The organism is Sporolactobacillus laevolacticus DSM 442 (genome assembly GCF_000497245.1).
In the GTDB taxonomy this organism is placed as follows: domain Bacteria; phylum Bacillota; class Bacilli; order Bacillales; family Sporolactobacillaceae; genus Sporolactobacillus; species Sporolactobacillus laevolacticus.
This window is the reverse complement of sequence record NZ_AWTC01000003.1, coordinates 26,347-45,832: the sequence shown is the minus strand read 5'-3', so window position 1 is coordinate 45,832 and position 19,486 is coordinate 26,347. Positions and strand designations below refer to the sequence as shown.

Annotated in this window: 15 protein-coding genes; 9 read left to right on the top strand and 6 right to left on the bottom strand. The window is 44.7% G+C overall.

Annotated features, from left to right (window positions below; genetic code table 11):
* Positions 1-14: 14 nt before the first annotated feature.
* The gene (gene gltC, locus P343_RS23115) at positions 15-920 is read left to right on the top strand and encodes a glutamate biosynthesis transcriptional regulator GltC (protein WP_023509110.1); all 906 of its coding nucleotides are present in this window, start codon (positions 15-17) and stop codon (positions 918-920) included.
* A gap of 62 nt (positions 921-982) precedes the next feature.
* Here gltC and lipA read toward each other — a convergent pair whose 3' ends face one another.
* Complete coding sequence (gene lipA, locus P343_RS23110) at positions 983-1,912, bottom strand: lipoyl synthase (RefSeq protein WP_023509109.1); 930 nt, start codon at positions 1,910-1,912, stop codon at positions 983-985.
* Between the two features lie 44 nt (positions 1,913-1,956).
* Positions 1,957-2,778 (bottom strand): lipoate--protein ligase family protein, encoded by an 822-nt coding sequence (locus tag P343_RS23105; protein WP_023509108.1) that lies wholly within the window; start codon positions 2,776-2,778, stop codon positions 1,957-1,959.
* 454 nt (positions 2,779-3,232) lie between these two features.
* Here P343_RS23105 and P343_RS23100 point away from each other — a divergent pair, with 454 nt between their 5' ends.
* Both P343_RS23100 and P343_RS23095 read left to right on the top strand, forming a co-directional pair.
* Positions 3,233-6,319, top strand: a complete 3,087-nt coding sequence (locus P343_RS23100) for a DEAD/DEAH box helicase (RefSeq protein WP_023509107.1) — start codon at positions 3,233-3,235, stop codon at positions 6,317-6,319.
* 2 nt (positions 6,320-6,321) lie between these two features.
* Positions 6,322-6,879, top strand: coding sequence for an SWIM zinc finger family protein (locus P343_RS23095; protein ID WP_023509106.1), 558 nt, complete (start codon positions 6,322-6,324; stop codon positions 6,877-6,879).
* Positions 6,880-6,905: 26 nt separating this feature from the next.
* On the opposite strand, the gene P343_RS23090 is transcribed toward P343_RS23095, so the two are convergent.
* Positions 6,906-7,415, bottom strand: coding sequence for a hypothetical protein (locus P343_RS23090; RefSeq protein ID WP_023509105.1), 510 nt, complete (start codon positions 7,413-7,415; stop codon positions 6,906-6,908).
* Between the two features lie 685 nt (positions 7,416-8,100).
* Between P343_RS23090 and P343_RS23085 the strand changes: the two genes are divergently transcribed.
* From P343_RS23085 to thrB, 3 genes are read left to right on the top strand one after another with little or no spacing between them, the layout of a single operon-like run.
* On the top strand, positions 8,101-9,387 hold the full coding sequence (locus P343_RS23085) for a homoserine dehydrogenase (protein WP_023509104.1): 1,287 nt from the start codon (positions 8,101-8,103) through the stop codon (positions 9,385-9,387).
* Positions 9,388-9,391: 4 nt separating this feature from the next.
* Positions 9,392-10,450, top strand: a complete 1,059-nt coding sequence (thrC, locus tag P343_RS23080; protein ID WP_023509103.1) for a threonine synthase — start codon at positions 9,392-9,394, stop codon at positions 10,448-10,450.
* Complete coding sequence (gene thrB, locus P343_RS23075; protein WP_023509102.1) at positions 10,447-11,355, top strand: homoserine kinase; 909 nt, start codon at positions 10,447-10,449, stop codon at positions 11,353-11,355. The genes thrC and thrB overlap by 4 nt, the downstream gene beginning before the upstream one ends.
* Before the next feature lie 241 nt (positions 11,356-11,596).
* On the opposite strand, the gene P343_RS23070 is transcribed toward thrB, so the two are convergent.
* Complete coding sequence (locus P343_RS23070; protein ID WP_023509100.1) at positions 11,597-12,439, bottom strand: MurR/RpiR family transcriptional regulator; 843 nt, start codon at positions 12,437-12,439, stop codon at positions 11,597-11,599.
* Between the two features lie 430 nt (positions 12,440-12,869).
* Here P343_RS23070 and hisC point away from each other — a divergent pair, with 430 nt between their 5' ends.
* The 3 genes from hisC to serA all read left to right on the top strand — a co-directional run bounded on the left by hisC (position 12,870) and on the right by serA (position 17,190).
* A complete protein-coding gene (gene hisC / locus P343_RS23065; protein ID WP_023509099.1) occupies positions 12,870-13,958 on the top strand; it encodes a histidinol-phosphate transaminase in 1,089 nt (362 codons plus the stop codon).
* A gap of 465 nt (positions 13,959-14,423) precedes the next feature.
* On the top strand, positions 14,424-15,593 hold the full coding sequence (locus P343_RS23060) for a pyridoxal-phosphate-dependent aminotransferase family protein (protein WP_023509098.1): 1,170 nt from the start codon (positions 14,424-14,426) through the stop codon (positions 15,591-15,593).
* Positions 15,586-17,190 (top strand): phosphoglycerate dehydrogenase, encoded by a 1,605-nt coding sequence (serA, locus tag P343_RS23055; protein ID WP_023509097.1) that lies wholly within the window; start codon positions 15,586-15,588, stop codon positions 17,188-17,190. The genes P343_RS23060 and serA overlap by 8 nt, the downstream gene beginning before the upstream one ends.
* A gap of 147 nt (positions 17,191-17,337) precedes the next feature.
* Here the strand turns inward: serA and coaW are convergent, their stop codons facing one another.
* A complete protein-coding gene (gene coaW / locus P343_RS23050) occupies positions 17,338-18,156 on the bottom strand; it encodes a type II pantothenate kinase (RefSeq protein WP_023509096.1) in 819 nt (272 codons plus the stop codon).
* 173 nt (positions 18,157-18,329) lie between these two features.
* On the bottom strand, positions 18,330-19,478 hold the full coding sequence (locus P343_RS23045; protein WP_023509095.1) for an HAD family hydrolase: 1,149 nt from the start codon (positions 19,476-19,478) through the stop codon (positions 18,330-18,332).
* Positions 19,479-19,486 lie beyond the last annotated feature (8 nt).

Genomic DNA, 19,486 nt, shown 5'->3' with positions numbered 1-19,486 from the left:
GGGGCTATTTTTTCATGGAACTGAGACAAATTCAGTATTTTATTGAAGCCGCAACCAGAGAACATATCACACAAGCATCAGAAGCGCTTCATGTTGCTCAATCGGCCATCAGTCGACAGATTGCATTACTTGAAGACGAGCTTGGTGTTGCTCTTTTTTCGCGCAAAGGTAGGAACATACAGCTCACTCAGGCAGGAAAAATATTTCTAGAACATGCCGAACGTGGATTAATTGAATTTGATAAAGCACAACAAAAAATCAAAGAATATCTAAATCCGGAGACCGGTCTGATCCGGCTTGGAATCTCAACCAGTCTTTCAGTACACACACTGCCAATTGTTTTGCAAAACTTCCATAATGTACATCCCGGAATTGATTTTCAACTGCATCAAGGCACAGTTCCTTACTTAATAAAACTGATTGAACAAGGTAGCATCGATCTTGCTTTTGCTTCACCTATTCCGAAGCATCATGAAATTGTCCGCAGCAGCATTCTTTATACCGAACGCATGGTATTACTCATGTCAAAGCAGCACGAGAAAACAGGACATGGTCCGATCACGCTCAGCCAGTTAAAAAAAGAACGATTTATTACCTTCCGAAGCAAGCTTTCCCTTCAAGAATTGTTTCGGGATGCATGCCGACAGGCGGGGTTCGTACCGAATATCGTCTTTGAAGGCGAAGATATGGACACCATCAAAAGCCTGGTCGCATCTAATTTCGGCATTGCTTTGATGCCTGAAAACGCGGCTGCTTATAACCTTCCTGAGACTGTCGCTGCTGTTTCACTCAGTGCTCCAAAATTATCACGAGCAGTCGGGATTATCAGCCCTCGTGATCGTGACCTTGCCCCATCCGAACAACTTTTTTCTCTATTTATAGATGAATTTTATGAACGTTTGCATCGGTTTGGCCAATAAGAAGCCTACTCGATCAAAAGCCGCCCATCCAATTCGGAAGAGCGGCTTTCGTCTATTATTGATCATTCAGTTCCATTTTCATTTTCCGATGGCGCAATTAGCTCGTCATGGCGGCGTCGCGATTCTTCACCAACCTGCTCGTCAGCATGATACGATGAACGTGCCAGAGGACCCGCCTCACAGTGCTTGAACCCTTTCGACAAAGCAATTTCTTTAAGTTCATCGAATTCTTCAGGGGAATAATAGCGAACAACATCTAGGTGCTTGCGTGTCGGCTGAAGATATTGGCCGATGACCATAATATCTACGTGATTGGCAAGCAAATCATCCATTGTTTGGAGAATTTCTTCTTTGGTTTCGCCTAGTCCGACCATGATACTCGACTTCACCGGTGTATTCGGGCTTAATTCTTTTACTCTTTTAAGAACTGCTAACGAGCGGTCATAGGTCGCAATCGCTCGAACTCTTTTTGTCAGCCGCCGAACCGTTTCGATATTGTGATCAAAGATATCCGGTTTAGCATCCATTAAAGTCAAGATGCTATCGTCATCACCCTTCATGTCCGACGGCAGTACTTCAATTGTGCAGTATGGAGCTTTTCTGCGAATTGCTCGGATTGTTTCCGCAAAAACATATGCACCGCCGTCATTCAGGTCATCACGAGCAACAGCGGTAACCACCACATGGCGGAGCTGCATCTTGACGACCGAATCTGCCACACGTTCCGGTTCGCGGAGATCTAGTTCCGTTGGACGGCCAGTCTTTACCGCACAGAAACGACAGCCTCTCGTACAAATATCTCCAAGTATCATAAACGTTGCGGTACGTCTCGATGCCCAGCATTCATGTATATTCGGACATTTGGCTTCTTCACAGACCGTATGCAGCCGCTCTTCACGCATCAAATGTTTAATGCCTCGGTAATCTTGGTTTGTATTAATTTTTATTTTTAACCAATCTGGCTTTCTCAAATAGGTCCCGTGTTTTTCCATGGTTCTTTCCCCCTCGCGGATTATAGATGGCAGGAAGCCCTCGCTCACCTAGATAAATTCCATTGATCCGTTTCATATTTATTGCTTGCCAGCAAAAGCACTTCACGCTTGTCTTCCTCAGTAAGTACCAGCGGGTTCAGATGAATACCCAGTCCCTTTTCAAATCCATGATAAAAGGCTTGTTTGACTTCATCAATGGACACCTTGCGACCGAGCAGATCTTCAAGCGCTACCGCTTTTCCAGAGAAAGCTCTTTTCGCTCTTTCCTTGATTCGCTCATTCGCATATTGGAAACAGTCGAAAAGTTCATCCTCGTTAACGGTTATCGGGATTGAACCGTGCTGGAGAATCATGCCTTTTTGTCTCGTCTGAGCGCTCCCTGCCGCTTTTCGCCCTTCCACGACGAGCTCGTACCAAGACGCTTCCTCAAAACAAACCGGAGAATGTGAACTGCCTAGCTTGTTTTCAGGAATCGCGAGATCTGCATCCAGTCCCAAAGTTCTGAAGCCTTCAAGTAATCCCCTAGATAAGACCCGATACGCACCGACAACCGAGCGAGGCATATCTGGATAATCTTCAGGAATAATCACGCTGTATGTCAGTTCATCATGATGCAAGACGGCTAGTCCTCCCGTCAACCGACGGACACAAACTGCGCCACGCTTGTGTACTCCATCAAGATCAATTCTTCCAGATGTCTTTTGAAAATAACCGATTGATAAACCAGGAGGATTCCATCCATAGAATCGTAGTACTGGCTGCTTCCGCCCTTTCGCTCCACATTCAAGCAAATATTCATCGAGAGCCATATTATATGCCGGCGATTGGATGCCTGAATCGATAAATAGCCACTCGTGTTCATTCATAAATGATCCCGCCTTCACAGTAGAAACTAAAGCCTGGCTTCGCTACCCATTAAATATAGACAAAGCCTCAGCGCCTATACCCTTTTCTAAATACTTTTATATAATGTAGGCATTGTTCAATTCAATACTGAGCTATTATATGTGAACGTTAACAAGATTTTCGAAAATACACGGTATAGTTTTAACGCGACCTGTGCCATACTGCTATTTAGCATTCATGTACCTTCTTCTTTAATAATAACAAGATTACAGCAAAATTGCATACTGCTTTTGGAACAAGAAATAATCTCCGGCATTGCTGTATCATCTCATTGGTCGCTATGATACACTTATAGGATAGTATTTTTATGTGAATGTCATGACCAATTATTTATTAATTCGTTCATTCATGGACAGTTTTTTCTATTAAATAGCCGTACTTTCCAGCTTTTACAGTTTAAGGAGTTCTTCATTGATGGATCGCTATCTTCAGATGACATTTATTCCTCATATTGAGAACACATGGAACTTTTTCATCTGGCTGACCGATGATCATGGGCAGGCGGTGCCTTTTCCGGATGCACTGACCGATAAAGAAGCCGTACCAGACTGGCTCACTGAGACATCTGCTTACCCATTCTTTCCATACAAAGCCGTATTCATCGATGGCAGAGGTGAAATTAATGTTGCCGGGGCGATTATGCCCATGGCCGGCGTTTTCCGTTTGATTCGAGATGGCGTTCTCTATGAAAATCAAGCTGGTATCTTTCCGGGAATAACAACGCAATGGTTCCGTCAAATTTCTGAAGCTTTAGCTATTTTATTAAGAAATGGACTCTTTTATCCCTTCTTCTATCATCTTAAACGTGGTAAGAATGAGCAGTGTTATTTCTGCCATTGGATTCCCGACGCGCACACACTGACCGAAAGCGGGCTGTTTGCCGACTGGCTGGGCCGCTTGCCTCGACTCGCCTTCGCTATCGATGAGCTTCAGGATCAAAAAGTGCAGCAATGGCTCTATTTAATTGTCATTTATTGGTTAAATGCCATGATTCGGTCAACGACTTCGACTCTGTCATCAAATGAAACGATACAATTAAAGGATTCGATCCAACACGTTAGTCTCGACTCTTTCAATGAACATATGACCACAGAAAATCTGTTTACCGAATCAGGAAAGCCTTGGCTAATTGTCAGCGATCCTCAACAAATCATACAAATGGAGCAACTGGAATTTGAAATGGCCGGATGGGTTCATTCCGTCGCTTCCAGACAACCGGAATCGTGGACCCAGGCGTTGCTCAGTTATAAACGGGAACAGATGGAAGCTTATTTTGAACCTGAAACTGCTCAGGTCATCCTCAATCCAGTGAACCCAGACGACCTCTTTTCGCCTTCTGCACTTTGGACATATGCCATCAAAATAGTGGGCTGGCAAAACGGACACAAAGTGAGCCAAGCACCTGAACAGATTGAGAATCCATCCGCATTGGAGAAGGGCAGTTGGCTTCTGGAACGGTTGGAGACGGTAAAGTCTAAAGTTTCGAATTCCATTCTTCAATTTTTTGAAGGTCCATCTGAAGGTTTTATGACGATTCACGATATTTCTGAATTCTATCAATACGAGGAAGTACTTGCGAAGGCTTCGATTAATGTCTCATTTCCCGATAACATTGAGATTCAGGATGCCTCGGATTCAGTAACCGTCGACCTTGATATTCGTCCGGAAACAAACGGGAAAGGCGCTTCTCTTTTTAATCTTGCTTCCTTAATCAGCTATGACTGGAGAATCGCTATTGGCGATATGCAGCTGAGTGCCGAGGAATTTAAGAAGCTGGTCACTGCGAATCAGCCTTTTATTCATCAAGGAAACCAGTGGATTCATCTGCCCATTCAGCAAATGATGAAAGCCTATGAAGAAATGGAAGACACACTAAATCTTTTTGATAAGAAACCGAGTGTGTCTTCAGCAATGAAACTTGAGGCATCAAGGCGCCGCAAGCGAAATAGCAGCCTTTCGATTCATCTTGATGCTGATCTTGACAATTATCTCAGTCATCTATTGAAGAAACCATCACGGACGGTCCCTCTTCCCGATGCGTTCGTCGGCAATCTTCGTCCTTATCAGAAGAGAGGGTACACTTGGCTTGTCAATTTACGCAATCAACGGGTTGGCGGATGTCTCGCCGATGACATGGGCCTTGGAAAAACTGTGCAAGCGATCGCCTATCTGGATTATTGCAAACAGCATCCGGAAAATGTTCCGTCGAATGGGTCCATCCCAATGGGCCCATCCTTAATCATTTGCCCAACATCTTTGGTCGCCAACTGGAAACACGAATGTGCGGTGTTCTCACCGGAGCTTGACATTTACGTTCATCACGGGGGTGAACGCTTGCGGGGAGCAGCGTTCAAAGAACGACTTCGTGAATGCGATGTCGTGATCACTAGCTATGCAATTTATACGAAAGAAGCCCATGAAATGCTTAGCTACAACTGGACGTGTGTGATTCTTGACGAGGCTCAAGCGATAAAAAACCCGCATGCCCAGAAGACACGGGCGCTTCGCCATATCCAAACAGCACATCGGCTTGTCCTAACCGGAACCCCGATTGAAAACCGTCTGGAAGAACTTTGGTCAATCATGGACTTCCTGAACCCAGGCTATCTAGGATCGCTTGAACGGTTTCGTAAACAGTTTATTCACCCGGTCGAGAAAAAAAACAATCGTTCTAAGGCTAGCCAGCTAACTCGAATGATTCGTCCCTTTCTGCTACGCCGTGAGAAAACGGATAAGAAAATCATTCACGACCTTCCGGAAAAAGTGGAAGCTAAGAGAATCTGTAATCTGACAAAAAGTCAGGCGTCGCTTTATCAGTCAATCGTTAATCGTTTAAAAAGGAATGTTGCAGAAACCGGCGGTATTCAAAGAAAAGGTCTGATCCTTTCTACTTTAACGAAATTAAAGCAAGTGTGTGATCATCCTTCCCTGGTTAGCGATCATACTTCGGAGGAACAAACCTCTGGAAAACTCGATTTATTTTTTCACATTCTAGATCCGCTTTTTGATCAGGAGGAGAAGGTTCTCGTCTTCACACAATATGTGCAGATGGGGAAAATCCTTTTGGATGAAGCGCAGCGGCGGTATCCGGATGCAGACATTTTCTTTCTTCACGGAGCCCTCAGTGCGGAACAACGTCAGAAAATGATTGAGAAGTTTCAAGGTACAGAGCGAAAAAAAACGCTCTTCATTCTTTCTTTAAAAGCCGGGGGCGTGGGGATCAATCTAACTGCCGCAGGTTATGTCATTCATTATGACCGCTGGTGGAATCCAGCCGTTGAAGAGCAGGCGACAGACCGTGCCTACCGTATTGGACAGGATCGCAATGTCTATGTCTACAAGCTCATCTGTGAAGGAACTCTTGAAGAACGAATTGATCAGCTTATCGAACGGAAAAAGAGCCTTCAGAAGCAAATTCTCAGTGGAGGCGAGTCCTGGCTTACGGAAATGAGTGACCAGGAACTCTTGAATTTGATCCAGCTGCATGAAGGAGTGGTGTGATTATGGTCCGTCGATTGACCTTTCGCAGTGCAAAACTGGCAAACTGGCTGTCACATTTCGTAACGAATATGAAAAAAAATACCTTTGAACGCGGCATAGGTCTATTCGATAAACATCGCGTTTGGGATTATCACGCTTCAGAAAACGGATTAAATGCCAGCGTTGAAGATCTTCATAACTCCTTTTTTCAGGTCCATATACGCTGGCGCAAAGAAGATTGCGAGATTTATGGAACAGATCAGCTTCTTCCTAATCCCGACAAACTGGACTGTTTTTGCGACTGCCCTTCAGACGGACCTTACTGCGAACACGTCACGGCGTCTATCATTTACTGGATCATGCGTCTAGACGACCGAAACGAGGACGTAAATGCAGAATCTGCTGCTGATCAGGGGGACAGTCCCGCCTATCAGAATTTAATGACAAGGTTTGCCGGTCTTGTGCGATCAGAAACGCCAAGTTACCAGCGTTTCGATGCAAATAAATTGCGCTTACTGCCGGATGTTCAGACAACGGCTGAACAAATTGTGAAGTCAGTAATGACTCGTGATGATCAATAAATGCGCATGCACTCTGCTAGCAATCATCAACCCCCTGATCGGACCATCTGTGAAGATTCCAAATCGTCCTTTTTTCCAGACGGGAGTTGATTTTGGAGATCTTCCGAATCTAGTGCAATGCGCGACATACATGTGATCCCAAAGGGCAAAATCTGACCAATCAACTCATCAATTTGTTCGGATCCTGCCTTCGCCGTAATGATAAAATCGGTTGAACCATTTGCAGTGAGGGCTCCATCGTATTCAGAAATGATGCGTTTTAATTCAAGCGCTAAAGATTTTTCCGAATTACTGATACAGATTGTCAAAAGTTCACAATCCGCGGTTCCCGCATAAGACTCTTTTTCCCATACTCTAATATCCTTTGGCTCATCACGAAGCACAAATTGATCGTCTGATTCAATAGTGACAACCGCTTCCGCTGGGTAACGCCTGACCGAAACACTTTTCAAATGTGTCCTCTGAGTCGTAATCAATTTCAAAAGACGGTCATAAAAAGAAACCTGATTCAAAGCCACTTTCATACTCTGTTTCATTCTTTCCACCCCACAATTCATTTTCAGTTGCAACCGACATACAGTAAAATTCCATCAGTGCTCTCTTCATCATGTCTTAGAAAAAACAAAAAACCTTTTCGTCCCGCACAATTTGTGCAGGGGCGAAAAGGTTTGGCTTTTCACGTTCCACCCGGCTTCCCAATGTTTTTGCAAACATTGGCTTGACGGCTGTATTCTCAAATGAAAGAACAGTCATTTTTGTAACAAGTGACTTGCACTCGACTTGCCTTACTCGATTCAGACAAGCACTCAGGGGCGGTATGCCAATGCTCCGGTTGCCGGGCTCTCACCTTTCCCGACTCTCTGAAAACCATGATTGCATCGCAAGTCCCCGTCATCACTTTAGTTAATTAAAACTTGAGGATTGAAATTCATAATAACGTATTTTACATGAATGGTCAACACCCCAAATACATTCTTCAGAACATAATCTTAATGACCATTCAAATTGCGAGCCTGTTCTTTGCTGTTCGTCACGTTTGTCAAGAAAAATGGTCTTGTTGTTGATTTATCTTCGGGTTATAATGCAAGATACATAACGTGGTACGTTATTTTTACTGAAAAATAAAAAAGTGCAGACAGTTGCGTTTTCTGTCGCAACCGCAGTTTTATATGCGAAAATGTACGATGGCTGTTGTGTGATGTATACGAGGAGTGATGTGAGTTGGAGAAGGTGTCCATAGGCTTACTTGGATTCGGAACAGTAGGAACAGGCGTTGTCAGACTGCTTACCAAAGATAGGGAGCGGCTGGAAGAACGTGCAGGCTGCAAGATCCATTTGGAAAAAGTGCTGGTCCGCAACAAAAACAGAGCGAGAAAAGTATTGATTGACAACAGAAAATTAACGACTGATGTGTATGAGATCCTTGACAATCCTGAAATTAATGTAATCATTGAGTTGATTGGCGGGGTTGACCAAGCGTACCGTTACATCCTTCGTGCACTAAAAAACAAAAAAAATGTGATCACTGCGAACAAGGATTTGATGGCCTCTTACGGTGAGGAACTTCTTCTTGAAGCGCGCGCAAATCAATGCGACCTCTACTATGAAGCCAGTGTTGCGGGAGGCATACCAATCCTCCGAACACTAACCGACAGTTTAGGTGCCGATCGCATTCAGAAAATGATTGGAATTGTGAATGGCACAACAAACTATATTCTGAGCAAAATGAGCGGTGATGGACTGTCCTATGAAAAGGCGCTTGCCTCCGCGCAAAGGCTTGGATTTGCTGAAGCTGATCCTACTTCGGATGTCGAAGGACTTGATGCCGCACGAAAAATGGTCATTCTCAGTCATCTAGCCTATTCAATTCCTGTAAAGCTTGACGACGTGAAGATCAAGGGAATCACTGATGTCACTCGAGAGGATATTGTCTTTGCGCAAAAGCTTGGCTACACCATTAAACTGGTCGGCATTTCAGAGGTCAACAATGGTGATATCGATGTTCGAGTAGAACCTACGCTGCTCCCTGACGGACATCCGCTCGCTGCCGTAGAGAATGAAAACAATGCAATTTATGTCTACAGTTCGGCGCTTGGAGAAACCATGTATTACGGAGCTGGGGCCGGAGAAGGACCAACTGCCGTCTCCATCGTTTCGGATTTGCTCGCCGTTCTCCAAAATATGGCGTTAGGCGTGACCGGCAATCATATCTTTCTACCGAAAAAAGAACTGCACGCCCGCAAGGATAATCTTGTGGACAGCCAATTTTTTGTCCGCATGCATATCAAAGATGAACCGGGATCCTTTTCAAAGTTGACCGATCTCTTCAGGGAGCAAAACATCAGCTTAGGCAAACTTTATCAGGAACCGATCCCAGGGCGAGATATCGCTGAAGTCGCCATTGTTACCCACGTCACAAATAAAGTGCTTTTTGAGAAATCATTTGAAATACTTAAACAGCTAGACGTTGTTGTGAACGCCAAATATTTCCGTGTTGAAAGGGGTTAATGTAATGGTTTGGAAAGGACTTATGGAAAAATACAAGGATGTTTTGCCGGTGACCGACAAAACGCCGCGCCTGACTTTGCTTGAAGGGAACACTCCACTTATCCCGCTCGAAAAGCTTTCTGAGCAATTAGGCTGTGAGATTTATGGAAAATTTGAAGGCTTGAACCCAACAGGCAGCTTCAAAGATCGCGGGATGTTTCTTGCTGTTGCCAAAGCTAAAGAAAACGGCAGCACTGGTGTCATCTGCGCGTCGACCGGCAACACGTCCGCTTCAGCCGCTGCATACAGTGCACGTGCTGGAATGGACTGCATCATCGTCATTCCAAAAGGAAAAATTGCTCTTGGAAAACTGGCTCAGTCTGTCATGTATGGCGCTAAAATTTTTGAAGTCAACGGCAACTTTGACCAAGCACTTGACATCGTACGCTACACAGGGGCTCATTCCGACTTAGCAATCGTCAACTCAATCAACCCTTATAGACTGGAAGGTCAGAAAACAGGCGCCTATGAAATTGTTGACCAGCTCGGTTCCGCTCCGGATGTACTCTGCATTCCTGTCGGAAATGCTGGCAATATTTCTGCATACTGGAAAGGCTTTAAGGAACTGCGCGACAATAAGCAAATCGCTCCTCCTGAAATTCACGGATTCGAAGCCGAAGGTTCTGCGGCGATTGTTAAAAATAAAGTGATCGAACATCCTGAAACCATTGCTACTGCGATCCGGATCGGCAACCCTGCCAGCTGGAAACTCGCGGTCGCCGCTGAAAAAGAATCACATGGAGAAATTGACTCCGTTACTGATGATGAAATCATTGCTGCTTACAAACTGATCGCCCGCACGGAAGGTGTGTTTGCTGAACCTGCTTCTTGCGCTTCAATCGCCGGCCTGATTAAACACGTCGAAGCTGGAAAAATCAAGAAAGGATCGAAGATTGTCTGTATCCTGACCGGTAACGGCCTGAAGGATCCAGCAACAGCGATGGATACATTGACCATTGAACCGACAATAATTGGCGCTGAGGAATCGGCAGTTGTCGATCATTTACAGCAGGTGTCCAAATGAATGAACCGTCGGCATTCCAGATAAAAGTGCCTGGAAGCACAGCCAATCTCGGGCCAGGATTTGATTCAATTGGTCTTGCCTTCGGTCGCTATCTGGTTCTAAACGCTGTCAAAGCTGAATCGTGGGCATTTCATTATATCAATCAGCCTACATTCCGTCCTGCATTGGAAAGCAACCTAATCTTTGTTACTGCTAAAAAAATAGCAGACCAACATGGAAAAGATTTGCCTCCCTATTCGGTGGACGTGCTTAATGACATTCCACTATCTCATGGTTTGGGTAGCAGCGGCGCAGCAATTATCGCCGGCATTGAGCTTGCTGATTTTCTTCTTGACCTCAACATGACGTTGGAAGAAAAATCCTGGATTGCTTGCAAAGCAGAAGGTCATCCGGATAATGTTACGGCCTCGCTCTACGGTGGTTTAGTGGTATCGACCCAATCTCAAACCAGTGTCTCAAGTGTACTGCTTCCGGCGCCAAAATTTGATTTCGTGACCGTCATACCAAATTACGAATTAAAAACAAGCGAAGCGCGTAAGGCACTGCCCAAAAGCCTTTCATTCAAACAGGCGATTGAAGCGAGCAGTGTAGGTAATGTGCTGATTGCTGCCCTGCTCACCGAAAATGGTGCTACAGCAGGTAAAATGATGGAGAGCGATCTTTTTCACCAACCTTATCGTGCAAAGCTTATTCCGGATATGGACAAGATCGTATTAATTGCTCACGAGAGTGGTGCTTACGGCACCTTCCTAAGCGGAGCCGGACCTACAGTCATGTCGCTCGCCGACCATGAAAAGAGCAGTCAGGTTCGGGATGCTCTGCAAAATGCGTTCCCAGACTATGAATGCGTTGTTCTTGAACCAGTGAATCATGGCGCACGTATTCACATCGTCTCCACCAAATAATTAACGATTTCAATAACGAGTACCTAAATAGAAACCTCCCCATCTGATCAAACTATGAACAGATGAGGAGGTTTTTTTATGAAAGTGAAAATTGGCTGGATCTTTATTTTCTTTTTTGCTGCCGTACTAGGCTGCCTATACATTCTGTTTCTCGTGATGCATTCACAATACTGAATGCACCCATATCCATGGACAAATGGAGCGTGCTTTTTCCTACAACCGTTTCCATTGGATTTCACAATTATCCCTGCAAAAGCACATCTTGAAGTTTGTCATCAATCTGTTGTTTTTTCTGACGCTGATGCATTACGCTGACAAAAAGCGCGTCGATCAGCGTCACTTGAGCAGCGCGTGCCACATAAGACTCAGATCTGAAATCAGTTGGCACCGAAACTGTATGAAGCGATACATCCATCAGTTCAGCAAGTGCAGATTTCATAAAGCCGGTTAATCCGATCGTAGGGCAACCCTTTTGTTTCGCCGTTTTCGCAACCTGAACAAGATGCTTATCTGCCGCTGAATAAGAGATAAATACCGCTGCATCCCGATCCGTCAATTGAGACGCTGATAACATTTGAAATTCTCCATCACTTGGCGCATAAGTCATGACACCGGCTCTTACAAATTTCCTGTGTGCTTCTTGAGCAATGAGCGCTGATCCACTGCTGCCAAAGAAAGCAATCCGTTCAGAATGAGCTAAAATATCGATTGCCTTTTTAAACTGTTCGCTATTCAGTATCTGATACGTGTTTTCAAGTGTACGAATGTTATCCTGAAACACTTGCTCCGCCAGGCCTAGTACATCATCGTTCTGCTCAGTATTCTTGCTCTCATCGAAGCGCTTACTTCGAGCGATATCTGAAGCCAGCACAATTTTCATTTCTTGAAACCCTTTGAAATCCAGTCTCCGGCAAAAACGGAAAACGGTTGCATCGGCAACTTTTATTCGTGCGGACACTTGATTGATGCTGCTGTGAATCGTTTCCTTCGGATGATTTAAAATGTAATCAGCAATTCTTCGTTCCTTTTCGCTTAAATGTGGATAGGCTGACTGAATGCGTACAATACATTGACTCTCTGCCATGCATAAGTCCCTCCTTCATCTATGATTCTATTGTACATCAAACGCTTTCATTTGAAAATAATTTTCTGTAAACGTTTTCTAAATCAGTGATTTCGTATTTTTTTTAACGCTTATTCATGCATAACAGACATGCAACTTATACATTGCTTTTCCAGCTCCACTTTTAAAAAAATGCCCACACGTCCATTTTTTCTGCGTGTGCACAACTCGTGTACCGCTTAGCAATCCATGAGCACATCTTTACTTTTACTGTTCCCCATGTTTAAATGTAATGGATTGAGCGGACTTGCACTCCCCTGCTAAATCAGGGGTTTTATTAAAATTTTGAACAACGGCTTTCTAATCAGTGGCTTCTGAAAATCCATGGAATATTGTGAAAGAATAAGCGTTCTGCAAAATGTGATACGGTCAAAGATAAGGAGGGTTGCACGTGTTTAAGAAAAATCTTGAAAACCTCAGGGCCTATAATCCCGGTCCATCCACAGATGAGATTAAGCAAGCTTATGGCTTGGAAAGGATCGTCAAACTGGATTCAAATGAAAATGTGTATGGCGCTTCCCCGAATGTACGCAAAGCAATAAGCGAAGACATGCTGCTGCCTGAGCTCTACCCCGATTGCCGCAACCAGGCATTACGCCTTGAGTTATCGACGCGGCTTGGTGTTGGGCCGGAACATTTTCTGTTTGGTGCCGGCCTGGATGAGATGATCGTTTTGATCAGCCGTGCATTTCTCGAATCAGGTGACAGCATCATCATGGCCTGGCCAACATTTTATGAATATTATTGCCATGCCCAGATTGAGGGCGCAACTACAAAAAGGATTCCATGCGACAGTGATGGAAAACATGATTTAAACGCCATGTTCGAAGCCATTGATCCTACGACCAAAATCATTTGGGTCTGCAATCCGAATAATCCAACTGGTACTTACCTGAATGCCGAAGAGTTGAATGATTTTATCCAGCGTGTGCCAAAAGATGTGATTATTGTCCTTGACGAGGCCTATATTGATTTTGTCACAGCAGCTGACTTTCCAAACGGAATTGATTATCTTGCGATGAATGAGAATGTACTGGTACTCAGAACCTTCTCCAAATCGTACGGATTAGCTTCCTTCCGGGTTGGTTATGCGATTGGCGGACGTCGCGTAATCGAAGAAATTGACAAAGTCAGGCCTCCGTTCAATAATCCACGATTGAGCCAGGTAGCAGCGCTTGCTGCGCTTAAGGATGACGCTTTTAAAGATGAATGTGTAAGAAAAAATAATGAAGTCTCGGCAATGACCACTTCTTTTCTTGATGCGAAAGGGATTTCCTATTACAAGACTCAAGCCAATTTTATTTTTGTGAAGGTCGCCGAACCAAAAAAAGTTGCAGAACTTTGCAAGAAAAATGGTTATTTAATTAACGCATTTCAGGACGGTGTCCGAATCACGATCGGAAAAATGGACGATATGAAAGAATTGCTAATGGTTCTTGATCATGCGATTAAAGAAATGTCTCCGGAACCAAGTAAGTAAAGAAAAGAGCACTCTCTTTCAGAAAAAAATATTTTTCTTTACAAACAATCCAATTGCTGTTACAATTTGGACACAATAAGTTATGAATTTTATAAATTTACATGTGATGATGAAGACAACAGTTTTTGGGAGATCAGTTTCAGAGAACCGGTGACTGCTGAGAGCCGGTACGATTTCCTCCTAACTTAGCACTTCGGAATAAATCAGTTGAACATTTGACTTTGTAAGAGATTCACTCTCTGTAGGTCACCTGAGTAGGCTGATTCGGCTCAAAGTCGTTATCGAATTTAATGAAGACCGCCTAGCTTTTGGATTTTGCGTTGGCGGTAAATGAGGGTGGCACCACGTATACTAACGTCCCTCGCGGCATGTTTCTGCATGTCGCGAGGGACGTTTTTATTATATTAACGGACGGGACATGCACTGCATTGCCTCGTTTCCGCAGATCAAAGAGAAACAGAAAGGATGAGTTCATTGTTTTTAGATCAGACGTATTTGTTTACACCAGGCCCGACCCCAATTCCAAACCAAGTAAATGCCGCTATGGCGCGCCCGATGATCGGGCACCGGAGTCCTGACTTCTCCGTACTGATTGAAGATGTCGCAACACGGCTCCAACCTGTTTTCGGCACCAAGCATCCTGTTATGATTTTGACAAGCAGCGGCACTTCGGCACTTGAGGCGGCCGTCGTGAATACGGTTCATGAAGGCGACCACGCCATTGTCATTGTCGCCGGTTCCTTTGGCGACCGCCTGGCTACGATCGCGGAAAATTACGGGGCAACTGTTCACCGTTTGAATATTGAGTGGGGCAAATCCTGTTCACCTGAACAACTCGAAGCGTTTATTGACAGTCTTGCAGGCACACCGATTAAGGCAGTGTTCGGCACGTTCAACGAAACGTCGACAGGTGTTCTGAACCCTATCCACGCGCTTGGCAAGGTGGTTAAGGAAAAGACAGATGCGTTGTTCCTAGTGGATGGTGTAAGCTGCATCGGCGCTGTTCCTGTTGATATGGAAAAGGACAACATCGACTTGCTCGTCACCAGTTCACAAAAAGCACTAATGCTTCCTCCTGGTCTTGCATTCGTCGCTTTTAGTGATAAAGGCTTAAAAGCGATTCGCGAATGTCCGGAAAGACGCTTCTATCTCGATCTGAAACGTTATGTAGATACTTATGAAAAACAAAAGTCGACGCCGTTCACACCGGCTGTTTCGCTCATTCAAGGTGCTCAAGCAGTTTGCGACATGATTGAAGAAGAAGGCTGGGTGAATGTGATCAAACGCCATCTTCTACTCAGAGACATGATACGCGCAGGCGTTCGTGAGCTTGGCCTCCCTCTGTTGACTTCAGAGGCTGACGCTTCACCGACAGTTACAGCTGTTAAGCCTGAAGGAATCTCCGCTCCTGATATTCAAAAAGCGCTAAAGAAAGATTTCTCAATCACCATCGCAGGCGGACAAAAAGATTTAAAGGGCAAGATCTTCCGGATTGGACATATGGGCTATTGCACACCTTTCGACGTCCTGAAAGTATTGAGCGCACTCGAATTGACATTAGCAAAATTTGGACAGACGCCGCGTTTCGGCGCAGCCGTCAAAAAAGCCGAGGAGGTTTGGGTACAGCATGTATAAAGTCATTGTTACGGATCCAATCAGTGAGAGCGGTTTGCGGGCACTGACAAGCAATCCTGAATTCAAGGTTGAACAGCAGACCGGTCTTGATCCGGCAGTGCTCGCTGAAATGATCAAGGATTACGATGCTTTGATTGTCCGCAGCCAGACACAAGTCACACGCGACATTATTCAGGCCGCTGATCGGCTGAAGGTGATTGCACGAGCTGGTGTCGGTGTCGACAATATTGATATTGAAGCAGCTACTGAAAAAGGCATCATTGTTATCAATGCTCCGGCCGGCAATACGATCGCTGCAACGGAACATACACTAGCTATGATGCTCTCACTGGCACGCAGCATCCCACAGGCGTACGGCTCCCTAACTTCGGGAAAATGGGAACGCAAACTTTTCAAAGGCGTTGAACTTTATCAGAAGACGCTTGGCGTTGTCGGTATGGGCAGAATCGGTACAGAGGTTGCCAAACGGGCAAAGGGCTTCCAGATGAATATTCTTGGTTATGACCCATTCCTTACCGAAGACCGTGCAAAGAAACTTGGCATAATCAAGGCAAGTCTGGATGAGATTGCTGAACAAGCAGATTTCATTACCGTTCACACTCCATTGACTCCTGAGACACGCGGACTGATTGATGCTGATTATTTTGCCAAAACAAAAAAAGGCTTGCGAATCGTTAACTGTGCCCGTGGTGGAATTATTGATGAACAAGCATTGGTAGACGCGGTGAACAGTGGACAAGTGGCCGGAGCGGCAATCGATGTATTTGAACATGAACCTCCTCAGAATACAGGGCTCACACAGAATCCCCGGATCATCGTGACCCCGCACCTCGGTGCGTCGACAGCCGAAGCGCAAGAAAAAGTTGCGGAATCAGTCAGTGAAGAAATTGTCGGCATATTCACAGCTGGCAGCGTTCAACACGCAATCAACCTGCCGCACATTTCTGCTTCAGTTCAGCAAAAAATCAGGCCTTATCTGACGCTGAGCGAACAGATGGCCGAACTGCTGATGCAAATTTTCAAGAAGGCACCTGAAAAAATCAATATTAATTACTACGGCGAACTTTTTCTCGAAGACACAGGACTACTGACACGGCAGATGATCAAGGCCCTACTCTCTTATTACCTTGATTCTTCGATTAATATTGTGAACGTCATGCAGGTGCTTAAGGCGCACAGCCTCTCCTACAGCGTACAAAAAAATGCTGCTCATAAGGGATTCACAAACTTTATTGAGCTTGAAATCGTGAATGGAGACGACAAGGCAACGATCGCCTGCACATACCTTTCCGGATTCGGCGGCCGAATTGTATCAATCAATGGCTATCGCCTAGATATGGAACCCGAAAAATATTTGCTGTACATCGACCATATGGACGTGCCGGGCATGATCGGTAGTGTGGGATCAATACTCGGAAAAGGCAGCATCAATATTGGCAGTATGTACGTTGGGCGCCAGACGATCGGCGGAAAAGCGGTTATGGTCTTAACCGTCGACAAACCGGTACCGGAAAACGTTCGTACAGAAATTCTTGGCATTCAAGATCTGAATGATGTCCAATTTGTTGAAATAGATGTACCTGAAGAAGAAAACTAAACTTTTGACCCATCCAAGAAACCTCCTCTTATTCCCAGCATGGGATGAGCGGAGGTTTCTTATCTATATCTTATTCAAAGTGCGTCTGTCACTCTATCAAATAATTAATTATGTTCTTTTGACGTTCATATAGGTCTTCCAACTGAGCTATACTTCCAAAGCCGCACCAATTGCTCCGCAGAATTGCCCATGATGAAGAATAATAGGTGTGATCCCACAATAATTACTATAGGATTCCACAATCTTGCTTAATTGTGAATTGTCGACAAATGAACTCCCAATATAAACGGCATGATCTACATGAGCGTTCTTAGCAGCAAATACGCTTAATGAGGCAACGGTTTCCGCAACGAGCCCAATCACTGAAGCCAACTGATCTACAGATGAGGGGGTGCTTGGCTGACCCATTAAACCGCCAAAATTACTAGCTGTTAGATCGCCTGGTATCGGTGGTGTTTCTCCCTCATAGATATTGGCGACCGTCAAGTCAACAGTATCTCTTCTTCCTGACGCAGCTAATTTCACCAATCGATCATAATCGTGAATTCCGGTTAATAACCGCGAAAGACCCATTATTGTACCGCCTCCAACTCCTGTTCCGCCGATCCATTGCTGCGTTTCTCCTTTAATCAGGTTCATGGACGTTCCTGTACCAACATTGGTCAGGATAAAATCCGTAAGTGTGTTTGTTTGTTGCATCGTTAACAGATAACGTGCACCATTGCATGAGGCTAAAAATTCCGGGGCGAAATAAATGTCTGATCGACTCATCTTTGACTGTAAAAGGCTCGCTTTTCCGCCTGTCAGACACAATGATCGGTGATCAGAATGCTTAGTTAACCATCCGGCGACATCATCAATCTGACTTATGGGGAAGGATTGATAAATCCAGTCATTCTCGGTATGAATAGCTGCTTTTATTAGTGTTCCACCGACATCAACGCCTACTTTTTCTCTGATAGACACATACTAACCTTCTTTCTACTCTACAAAATCTGAATGTAGACGACATCTATTTTCGTGTTGATCAAACAATTATTGAATCGTAATCTCTCTTAATGAATCAAAAAACAACAAACTTATTCATCAGAGCAGTAAAAAAATAAGGCGGACTATACAAGCCCGCCCTTTTTGATCAATTATTTTTCTATTAGTTCGAGCACGAGTTCCTTCACATCCGCGACCGAATCGAGGATAAAGTCGGCACCGTGCTCTTCCAGTTCACTTCGGGCTTTCTGGCCTGAAAGCCCGGTCAATACTCCTGCAAATCTGCACCCCAATTGCTTCGCACAGAGCAAATCGGCTAGCGAATCGCCAACAATCAAGGTTTGTTCCCCATCTGGAAGTTTTTCCGGCTGGCGGGCAGTCCAGCGTTCAATATCGCTGTCTTTTCCATAAAATGAGGTAAGATACGTAAACGGATGCGGCTTTGCAAGAGGTGCTGCATCATATTTCCGTTCTGCCGCCAGCACATCGTCGGCGGTAACAATATGGTTTTGATCGAGCTCACCAATCCAATTCAAGTACGTAAATGGTTTAACGGTCTCAAGGCGAGGGCGTCCGGTAGCAATACCTACCTGCAGTCCCTTGTCACGGAAGGTCTGAAACATTCCACGAATAAAATCAGGTTCTGCCAGTGTAACCTCTTCATTCATGAACCCTTTCTTCCCTGTCTGAACTGAAGGCAAGCCGGTTGCTCCAAGAACATTCTCATCACCTATGTACCATTCTTGCGAGGCATGCTCCCCTATATGCCAGAAAGTACTCTTCGGTTTAAAAACATCGGTCTTAATACCAAGCCGCCGCTCCGCTATCTCGTTCAAATAAAGAATCAACTCTTGCTTCACAGCTTTGCTCTCACGAAAATCGATCATAAATTGGCTAAAGTCTGGTTTTACCGGATAATTTTTAAACCACGCTCTGAATTGATCCAGTGTTTTTTGATCAATCGTCCTTGTCAAAAGCTTTGCCGCTTCAGCGCGCACGTCGCTCGGAAGCTGCTCAGTCAAATGGATCAGTTGAACGGATATCGTTATGTAAATCATATCCCAGTTTGCATTCATGCCTCGGGATTTTAAGAAATTCAGCACATCGTCGTTCAAGAATAGTTTCGATCGGATCTCCGCGATTTCTTCATCGCTGTATTCCGTCTGAAAGTTTCGGCTATTCCCCAGTCCAAGATAGTTTTCACTCAGAAGCAATTCTCTGACTGTGAGCGCCGAAGCGTCAAAATAACGTTCCTCACTGAGAAAAACGCCATCGACATCGAATAAAACCGTTTGAATCATTTTTTCAC